The sequence below is a fragment of the Frankia sp. AgKG'84/4 genome, assembly GCF_023242965.2.
GTDB lineage: Bacteria > Actinomycetota > Actinomycetes > Frankiales > Frankiaceae > Frankia.
The window spans coordinates 1-8,703 of sequence record NZ_JALKFU020000195.1 but is presented as its reverse complement, the minus strand read 5'-3'; the positions used below and the strand labels follow the sequence as shown (position 1 = coordinate 8,703).

Sequence of the window (8,703 nt, the reverse complement as noted above, 5' to 3'; positions counted from 1 at the left end):
GGCCGGGTCAGGGGCGCGGGCGGCGGCCAGGGCTGCCCCGCGGGACGCGCCCACGCCTCGCGTTCGGCCGGTCCGCCGCCTCTGCGCTCTATGTCGCCCATGGCCTCTCCCCCTGCTCCGGTCAGCCATCGCTGCCACCATGAGCATCGGTCCGGGGCCTTATGAACCGGCTTGCGCCGCCTGAAAATCTCCTGGGCATTACCGCCGGTCCGCGCCGGTCGGCACCGCCGCCAGCAGGCGCAGCTTGTCCTCGTCCGGGCTGGCGGGTTCGGCGTGGAAGAGCACGAGTCGCAGCGGCCGGTCGCCGGGCAGTTCGAGGTTCTCGTAGCGCAGATCGAGATCGCCGACTCCGGGCGTCCAGAATCGTTTGATCCCGTGGGAGCGCTCCGCGACCTCGCCGGTCCCCCACAGCTGCGCGAAGTGGTCACCGCGCAGCATCAGATCGCCGATCAGCCGGGCCAGGTCCTGATCGTGGCGATACCTGGCCGACGCGGCGCGCAGTTGGCCCACCGTCGCCAGCGCCACCGGACGCCAGTCCCGGTAGAACCGGTGGCTGGCCGGGTTGAGGAACACGTATCTCGCGAGGTTCTCCTCCGTCGTGGAGTCGAAGAACGGCAGGCGTGCCTGCGCGTTGGAAGCGACCACGTCGAACCTGTGGTTGATGAGCAGCGCGGGGACGTGAAGGGATTGGATCAGGCTGGTCAGGCCAGGCCGGACGGTCTCCACCACGGTCTTTCGCGACGATCCCAGCGCGTGGGCGAGCTCGAGCAGGTGCGCGCGTTCAGCGCTCGTCATGGAGAAGGTCTCGGCTATCGCCTCCAGCACCTGCAGCGACGGCCTGCTCGCCTTGCCCCGCTCGAGGCGCGCGTAGTACTCGACGCTGACGCCGACCAGTGCGGCGACCTCCTCGCGCCGAAGTCCGGGAACCCGCCTGCGCCGGTCCGTCGCGATGCCGAACGAGCGGGGGTCGAGCTTGCCGCGCCGCACCGCGAGGAACGCGCCGAGCGAGGTGGTGGGAACCGCCATGCCTGCACAGTCTGGCCGCATCACGCCCGTCATCCAGGACCTGTGAGTACACGTACAAACCGGTTCTTCCTCGGTCGGCGTCGCCGCGGTGAGCTTCGGCTGCCCGCGAACTCGCCTTGGAGACCCACATCAGGTCAACGCCGGCAACACCGTCCGGCTGAGGGCGCCGCCGCCGCGCGAGGGGGGCGTTCGGGTAGGAAGAACTGATTCGACCTTCCACTGGTCGCTGCGGCGGGCCGGACCGGGAAGCATGCTGGTGCCGGCGCCGCGCCGACGAACCGAGCCGGCGAAGGCCGCGACGGATGGAGCACGCATGCGTATCGGGATCACGTTGCCGGACAGCCGGGGGCCGCAGGCGCTGGGCCTGCTGCGCGACACCCTCGCCCGAGCGGCGGATGACGGGCTGCACTCCGCGTGGCTGTCGAACATCCTCGGTCTGGACGCGCTGACCGCGCTCGCGGTCGCCGGCGGCCAGGTCCCCGGCATCGAGGTCGGCACGGCGGTCGTGCCGACCTATCCGCGCCATCCGGTGGCGCTGGCCCAGCAGGCGCTGACGACGGCCCTCGCCGTGGGTGGCCGGCTCACCCTGGGCATCGGCCTGTCACACCGGATCGTCATCGAGGGCATGTTCGGCTACAGCTTCGACCGGCCGCTGCGCCACTTCGGCGAGTACCTGGACGTGCTGCTGCCGCTGCTCGACGGCGAGGCTGTCGACGTGAAGGGCGAGACGGTGCGCGCCGCGGCTGCGCTGACCACGCCATCGACGGGGCGGGTACCGGTGGTCGCCGCCGCGCTCGGGCCGCGCATGCTGCGCCTGGCCGGCGAGCGGGTCGACGGGACGGTGCTGTGGATGACCGGGCCGAACACGGTCCGCGATCACATCGTGCCGACGATCCAGGGCGCGGCGTCCGCCGCCGGTCGCCCGCCGGCCCGGGTGGTGGCGATGCTGCCGGTGGCCGTCACCGACGACGTGGACGCGGCGCGGGCGCAGGCCGCCGAGGAGTTCAAGGTCTATGGCACGTTGCCGTCCTATCGGGCGATGCTGGACCGCGAGGGCGTCGCCGGGCCGGCCGACGTCGCGGTGATCGGTGGGGAGGACGTGGTGCGCGCCAGGTTCGCCGAGTTCGCCGCCGCCGGCGTCAGCGATCTCATCGCCGGCGAGTTCCACGGGCCGACGGCCACCCGCACCCGCGCCCTGCTCCGCGAGGTGGCCCGCGAGTCCGCCTGACGTTGTCGCGTCCGTGCCACGCGAGTGAGGGAAGTTCCGTGAGCGCTGAGCAACCCCGGGTTGGCTTCATCGGCCTGGGCCATCAGGGTCGACCGATGGCCGACCGGATGATCGAGTGCGGTGTCCGGCCGCTGCTGTGGGCGCGTCGCGCGGAGATCCTCGACCCGTACCGCGAGACCGAGGCGCGGATCGCCGCCTCCCCCGCCGAGGTCGGCGCCACGTGTGACGTCATCGGTCTGTGCCTGTACGACGACGCGGCGACCGACGCGGTGCTGTTCGGCCCGGACGGCATCATGACCACCGTCCGGGCGGGCACGGTCATCGCCGTGCACGCGACCGTCGGTCCGGACTACGTCATCGACCTCGCCCGGCGTGTCGCCGAGGCCGGGGTGCGCGTCGTCGACGCCCCGGTCAGTGGCGCGGACGCGGCGCGCGCCGGCGAGCTTCTCGTCATCCTCGGCGATGAGGACGGCGACGGCGCCCGCTGCGCGCCGATGTTCGACGCCTACGCCTCCCGCGTGGTCCGCGTCGGCGGCCTCGGCGCCGCGCAGACGGCGAAGCTGCTGAACAACGCGCTCATGGCCGCCACCACGGGGCTGGTCTTCGACCTGTTCGAACTCGCCGGCGAGCTGGGCCTGGACTCCTCGGCGCTCGGCGAGGTCGTCGCGAACGGCAGCGGCGCGTGCTACGCGGTCAACGTCTACCGGGCCGTGGGCGACGCGCGGACCCTGTCCGTGCGGGCCTGGCCGACGCTACACAAGGACGTCGACCTGCTCGGCAAGGTCACGGCCGGCCAGCAGGTCGCCGAGCCGAGCCTGCCCGGCGTCGCCGCGGCCACCATCCGCCAGATGGTCCGGCGCCGCACCGACTGACCGGCGGATCCTGCCCGCCACCCCGGATGATCAACTTCTTCTCCTGCCGACGCGGCCCGGCGTCAGCCCTGCTGTTCGACGGTGCGGGCGAGGATGCCGAGGGTGGCGCGCAGGCCGGCCTCGGGGATGACGGGGAAGATGCCCTTGCCGCGGTAGTCCTCGGGGATCTGCGACCAGTCGTAGTACGTGGTCACCAGTGTGCCGCCGTCCTTCGGCTCCAGGCGGTAGCCGTAGAGGTGGCGCAGCGGCTCGGTGGTGACCCGGCCGCGGATGGTCCACTCGATGAGGGCGTCCGGCTCGTACTTCGTGATGACCACGGTGACGTCGTACTTGCCGAGCGGGTAGTCGTTGAGCGACTCGCGGTCCATGTGGACGACGAAGGTGTCGTCGACCGCGCCCACCAGCTCGCCCTCGGCGGACTGCAGCATCCCGGAGCTGTCGATCTTCACATGCCCGGCGGGATCGCGCAGCACGGCGAACACCGCCGACGGCGATGCCGCGATCTGCCGGGAGAGCTCGAACCGTTCGACATCCGTCATGAATCCACCCTAGCCACGGCGCCAATGCGCGCGCCAGCACAGACGACTGGCAGGACGACATGCTCCTGGTACGAGAACGCCGGCGGGCCGAACCGGGATGATGGCGCACTCCTCGTGCCTGCCGGTCAGGCGTCGCGGCGTTGCAGGGTTCGGTGCGCGGCGCCGAGGAAGAACGCCAGCCAGGCCGCGACGACGAGCACGGCGACGGCGACCGAGAGATGGCCCGCGTCCTCGGCGCCCGTCCGCGAGACGCTGTCGGTGGCCGCGCCCGGCAGGTAGATGAGGATGTGGTCCGCGACCCAGGACGGCAGCAGCCCACCGGCGATCTCCGGGGCGAACAGCAGCCCGAGCACGGACGTGACGCCCCCGGCGGTGCTGCGGGTGAGGACGGCGAAGGACAGCCCGATCAGCGGGAGGACCGGCGCCACCGCGATCGCCGTGACCAGCGTCCGTGTCTCCTCGCCGGCGTCGAGGTGGGCCGCGGCGATGCCCGGCAGGTCGTAGGCGTGGAACACCGGCTGCACGGCCAGCGTCGCCAGCACCGCCACGACGGTGAAACCCACCCAGCTCACCACCGCGACCACGGCGACCTTGGCGAGCAGGACCCGGCCGCGCCGCGGTGTCACCGTCAGCGTCACCCGAATCAGGCCCGTCCGGAACTCCCCCGCGCCGGCCAGAACTCCGAGCAGGATGATCATGACGCCACTGACCAGCCCCGATATCAGTGAGAACAGCAGCGGGTCGAAGTCGGCGCGGTCCTGGGCGCTCCACGTGTCCGATTCCAGGCCGACCGCGACGGCGAGCAGCACGCACAGCGCCACCCCGAGGATCGGCCCGAGCCAGGCGATCACCCTGGTCGCGCGCATGGCCCGCAGTTTCAGCCATTCCGCGGCGACCGTGTCCGTCCACGTCGGCGCCGGAAACCGGCGGTTGCCTGGTGACGCGGGTCTGGCGGACGGCCCATGCGCGGTGTCTGGCACCAACGCGGCGGCGGTCCCGGCGCTCAGCTGCTGGCTCATGATGGGCTCCTGCCCTGGTAGTCGAGGGAGTCGCCGGTGAGTTCGACGAAGGCGTCCTCGAGGGACGCCCGCCGCTCGGCCAGCTCGTGCAGCGCGATCCCGTGCTCGGCGGCGAGATCGCCGACGGCCGCTACCACGAGGCCGGTCACCAGCAGCGTGCCGTCGGCGTCCGCCGCCGGCACCACCGCGGCGCCGGCGATCCGAAGCAGGGCTGCCAGCTCGTCCACCCGCGGTGACGCGACGCGGACGTGGGTGCCGGTGCCCGCCCGGGTGACCTCGGTGACGCTGCCGTGGGCGAGCAGCCGCCCGCGACCGAGAACCAGCACCTCGTCGGCGGTCTGGTCCATCTCGCTCATCAGATGACTGGAGACGACGACGGTCCGCCCCTCGCCGGCGCAGCGCCGCAGCAGCGCCCGCACCCAACGGACACCGTCGAGGTCCAGGCCGTTGACCGGCTCGTCGAGGATCAGGATCCCCGGATCCCCGAGCAGCGCGGCGGCGATCCCGAGCCGCTGCAGCATCCCGAGCGAGAACCCACCGATCCGCCGCCCGGCGACGTCGGTGAGCCCGACCTCGGCAAGCACCTCGTCCACGCGACCGCGGGGAAGCCCGCCGGCGCGGGCCAGCCAGCGCAGGTGCTGGCAAGCCCGCAGCCCGGCCGGCGCGGCCTTCGCGTCGAGCAGCACCCCGACTTCGCGCATCGGCGCGGCGAGCTCCCGGAACGGCCGGCCGCCGATCGTCGCCTCACCCGAGCTGGGATGATCGAGTCCGACGATCATGCGCAGGGTCGTCGACTTGCCCGACCCGTTCGGCCCGAGGAAACCGGTGACGACCCCCGGCGTCACCTCGAAGGTGAGCCGGTCCACCGAGACCGCCCGCCCATGGACCTTCGTCAGCTCGCGCACACTGATCATCGCGGGACGGCCCCGTCCGCCTGATCGTCCCCGGCCGGCGCGGGCGGCACCGCCGGGGGCCGTTTGTCCGGCATGCGGTCCGGGGTCCGGCGGTGACGGGCGTACTCGCCGTAGGCGGCGGCGAGCAGCAGTACCGCGACAAGTGCGAAACGCACCGGCCGCAACGCGTCGACCGTCCCGCCCACCCAGCCGGGCAGCAGGACACGCGGGAAGTCCACCTCCACTGCCGCCAGGACCAGCCGGACCAGCCCGTTCACGGCGAGGATGACCAGCACGCCCCCGAGCGCCGCACCAACCGCCCCAACCGCCCCAACCCGGCGATGCGATCGCCGCTCCGTCAGATCGCCGCCGTTCGGACTCCCAGAAGCTGGTGAACTCCGCGACACAGACTGGTGAGGTGAAGCGGGTGGGTCGGCACAGTGGCCCTCGTGATCGTCCATACCGGCAGGCTAGATCCACCGCCGGCGGGGTACATCCGCCGAAGGGATGGACCGCCTCCAACGATGGTCGTAATTCGCATCGGCAAAAGGTATGGTCACATCCTGGTTGCAAGCCTGACCCCGCGGGTAACGGCTTCCCGGAATCCCCGCCGAGCCTTCGCGTGTTAGCCTCAGGCGCCGCGCGGCTCGGTCGGAGGCGATCGAGACAACCACGGTGGTCGATATCCTGACAGGTGAAACAGAGGGCAAGGCCAGTCGAGGACGATATCAGTCATTCCCTTTCCATCGGGAAGTGAGGGACTCACCACATGAACAACGATACAGAAAAAGTCGCGGTCCAGGCCAGCCGACGTGGGCGATGGCTGCCTGTCCGCGAAGAGGCACTCGTCGCCTTTCGACATGCCCTGGCAGAGAAAGCCAAAAAACGATCACCCGGCGCACAGCTCGCGGCCCCCGTGCAGGACCTCGCGACTCTCGTGAACGCCGATCCCATTCTGCGCATGTACTTCACGCAGGCGATCGAGCAGGCGCTGGCGGCCGGCTACGACCTCGGGTACCACGACTTCGACGGACTGATCGTCCTGATCGACGAACTGATGACCTACGCTCCGCCGTTCGACACGACGGAACTGGTCGGCTGCCCCCTCAACGCGCTGCTCGACTGGCCTATGTGCATGCCGGCCGGCTTTCCGTTGTTCCGCTCGCCGGAGCTCAACGCGAAGTTCAAGGCCGTGCTGCGGTACTGGTGTGACTTCCTGAGCGGACCCGACTCACGCAATTACCTCATCACCGATCCTGGCGGATGGTTCTCTTCGGAGGCCCTGTCCTACATTCACATGTCAGATTTCATCTACGACGAGACCAGGCGGTACTGGGGCTTCGCATCGTGGAACGACTTCTTCACCCGCGAGTTCAAGGCCGGCGCCAGGCCAGTGGACGGGCCGACCGACAACACGGTCATCGTTAACGCCTGCGAGGCCACGCCCTACAACATCCAGAACAACGTGCAGCTCACGGACCGCTTCTGGATGAAGGCGCAACCTTACTCCCTCCTGGACATCTTCACGAGCACCCGTCAGGCGCTCGCCGAAAACTTCGTCGGCGGCGACATCTACCAGGCATTCCTCAGCGCCTACAACTACCACCGCTGGCACGCGCCCGTGAGCGGCACCATCGTCAACACCTACCTGCTGGACGGCACCTACTACTCCGACCTCGAGGCCGAAGGCCTCGACCCCGGCGGCCCCAACGACTCCCAGGGCTACATCAGCCAGGTCGCGACCCGCGCCGTGATCGTGATCAGCTGCGACGACAAGAACATCGGCAACGTCGCCTGCGTCTTCGTCGGCATGGCCGAGATCTCCTCCTGCGTCCTTGAGGTCCGCGACGGACAACACGTCACCAAGGGCGACGAGATCGGCTACTTCCAGTACGGGGGCTCCACCCACTGCCTGATCTTCCAGCCCGGCGTCATCCGGAGCTGGGTACCCCAGCCGCCGTTCGACATCCACACGCCGCCCATCAAGATTAACAAGCAGATCGCGACCGCCAACCGCTGAGAACAGACCCCGACCAGGCAGAGCAGCGGCCGGAGCATCGACTCCGCTGCAGGCGGAGATACGGGGATGGCGAGCACGACGCCGACGCGGGGACTCTGGATGGCCGCAAGCGAAGCTGCCCGAGCAGGTGCGGGGGCGGGCTGATCCCCCGGTGGGCCGACCCTCAGTTCGGGCGGGGGCGAACCAGGCCGCGGTCGTAGGCGAAGACGACGGCCTGGACGCGGTCGCGTAGGCCGAGTTTGCGCAGCACGGCCGAGACGTGGGTCTTCACCGTCGCCTCGGTGAGCACGAGTTCGGCGGCGATCTCGGCGTTCGAGCGGGCGGCCGCGACGAGGTGGAGCACCTCCGCCTCTCGTTCGGTGAGCTCCTCCAGGCCGGACCGGATGCGCCCCGGCCGGCCGCCTCGCGGGGCGGTGCCACCGCGAGCGGCGGCGGGGTCGGGATCCGGCTCGGCGGCGAGATCGCGGGCGAAGCGGTCGAGCAGGCGGCGGGTCACCGTAGGCGCGAGGAGGGCGTCGCCGCGGGAGACGACGCGGACGGCGTCGGCGAGTTCGGCGGGGCGGACGTCCTTGAGCATGAAGCCGCTGGCGCCGGCCCGCAGCGCCGCGAAGACATAGTCGTCGAGGTCGTAGGTGGTCAGGATGATCACCCTGGCGGCGCTGGTGGAGGCGGCGATGTGGCGGGTCGCCTCGACGCCGTCCATGGTCGGCATCCGCACGTCCATGAGGACGACGTCCGGCTCGCACGCCAGGGTCAGGTCGACGGCCTCGGCCCCGTCGCCGGCCTCGCCGACGACCTCGATACCCGGCCGGGCGTCGAGGATCATGCGGAAGCCGCCGCGGACCAGCGCCTGATCGTCCGCGAGCAGCACCCGGATCGGCGGCGCCGCCGGCGCACGGCGGCCTGTCGGCGTCGGTTCTGTCATCGTCCCGCTCCCCTGCCGGTGTCGGCGGGCAGCGGAAGGCTCGCCCGGACCCGGAATCCGCCGTCGTCGCGCGGGCCGATGTCCAGGCTGCCGCCGAGCATCGCCGTGCGTTCCCGCATTCCGATGATGCCGTGCCCGCCGCCGGCGACGCCCAGCCCGGCGGCGGTCACGGCCGGCGCCC

The 8,703-nt window shown here is 71.0% G+C and carries 10 protein-coding genes; 3 read left to right on the top strand and 7 right to left on the bottom strand.

All coding sequences use genetic code 11. From position 1 onward, the window contains the following. Positions 1-198 precede the first annotated feature (198 nt). The gene (locus MXD58_RS13825) at positions 199-1,026 is read right to left on the bottom strand and encodes a helix-turn-helix domain-containing protein (protein ID WP_248838559.1); all 828 of its coding nucleotides are present in this window, start codon (positions 1,024-1,026) and stop codon (positions 199-201) included. A 313-nt stretch (positions 1,027-1,339) separates the two neighbouring features. Here MXD58_RS13825 and MXD58_RS13820 point away from each other — a divergent pair, with 313 nt between their 5' ends. Continuing rightward, positions 1,340-2,254 (top strand): TIGR03564 family F420-dependent LLM class oxidoreductase, encoded by a 915-nt coding sequence (locus MXD58_RS13820; RefSeq protein WP_248838560.1) that lies wholly within the window; start codon positions 1,340-1,342, stop codon positions 2,252-2,254. 38 nt (positions 2,255-2,292) lie between these two features. Beyond that, positions 2,293-3,126, top strand: a complete 834-nt coding sequence (locus MXD58_RS13815) for an NAD(P)-dependent oxidoreductase (protein ID WP_248838561.1) — start codon at positions 2,293-2,295, stop codon at positions 3,124-3,126. A 62-nt stretch (positions 3,127-3,188) separates the two neighbouring features. Here the strand turns inward: MXD58_RS13815 and MXD58_RS13810 are convergent, their stop codons facing one another. The 4 genes from MXD58_RS13810 to MXD58_RS13795 form a co-directional block, all read right to left on the bottom strand. Continuing rightward, positions 3,189-3,665, bottom strand: a complete 477-nt coding sequence (locus MXD58_RS13810) for an SRPBCC family protein (protein WP_248838562.1) — start codon at positions 3,663-3,665, stop codon at positions 3,189-3,191. A gap of 125 nt (positions 3,666-3,790) precedes the next feature. Further along, positions 3,791-4,684, bottom strand: coding sequence for an ABC transporter permease subunit (locus MXD58_RS13805; RefSeq protein ID WP_248838563.1), 894 nt, complete (start codon positions 4,682-4,684; stop codon positions 3,791-3,793). Next, positions 4,681-5,598 (bottom strand): ABC transporter ATP-binding protein, encoded by a 918-nt coding sequence (locus MXD58_RS13800; protein WP_248838564.1) that lies wholly within the window; start codon positions 5,596-5,598, stop codon positions 4,681-4,683. The genes MXD58_RS13805 and MXD58_RS13800 overlap by 4 nt, the downstream gene beginning before the upstream one ends. After that, the gene (locus MXD58_RS13795; protein ID WP_248838565.1) at positions 5,595-5,873 is read right to left on the bottom strand and encodes a hypothetical protein; all 279 of its coding nucleotides are present in this window, start codon (positions 5,871-5,873) and stop codon (positions 5,595-5,597) included. The genes MXD58_RS13800 and MXD58_RS13795 overlap by 4 nt, the downstream gene beginning before the upstream one ends. Before the next feature lie 473 nt (positions 5,874-6,346). Here MXD58_RS13795 and MXD58_RS13790 point away from each other — a divergent pair, with 473 nt between their 5' ends. Continuing rightward, on the top strand, positions 6,347-7,597 hold the full coding sequence (locus tag MXD58_RS13790; RefSeq protein ID WP_248838566.1) for a phosphatidylserine decarboxylase family protein: 1,251 nt from the start codon (positions 6,347-6,349) through the stop codon (positions 7,595-7,597). A 163-nt stretch (positions 7,598-7,760) separates the two neighbouring features. Here MXD58_RS13790 and MXD58_RS13785 read toward each other — a convergent pair whose 3' ends face one another. Beyond that, on the bottom strand, positions 7,761-8,522 hold the full coding sequence (locus MXD58_RS13785) for a response regulator (protein ID WP_248838567.1): 762 nt from the start codon (positions 8,520-8,522) through the stop codon (positions 7,761-7,763). Then, positions 8,519-8,703, bottom strand: a 185-nt coding sequence (locus MXD58_RS13780) for an ATP-binding protein (protein ID WP_518478020.1), incomplete at its 5' end; no start/stop codon positions are given. The genes MXD58_RS13785 and MXD58_RS13780, both read right to left, overlap by 4 nt.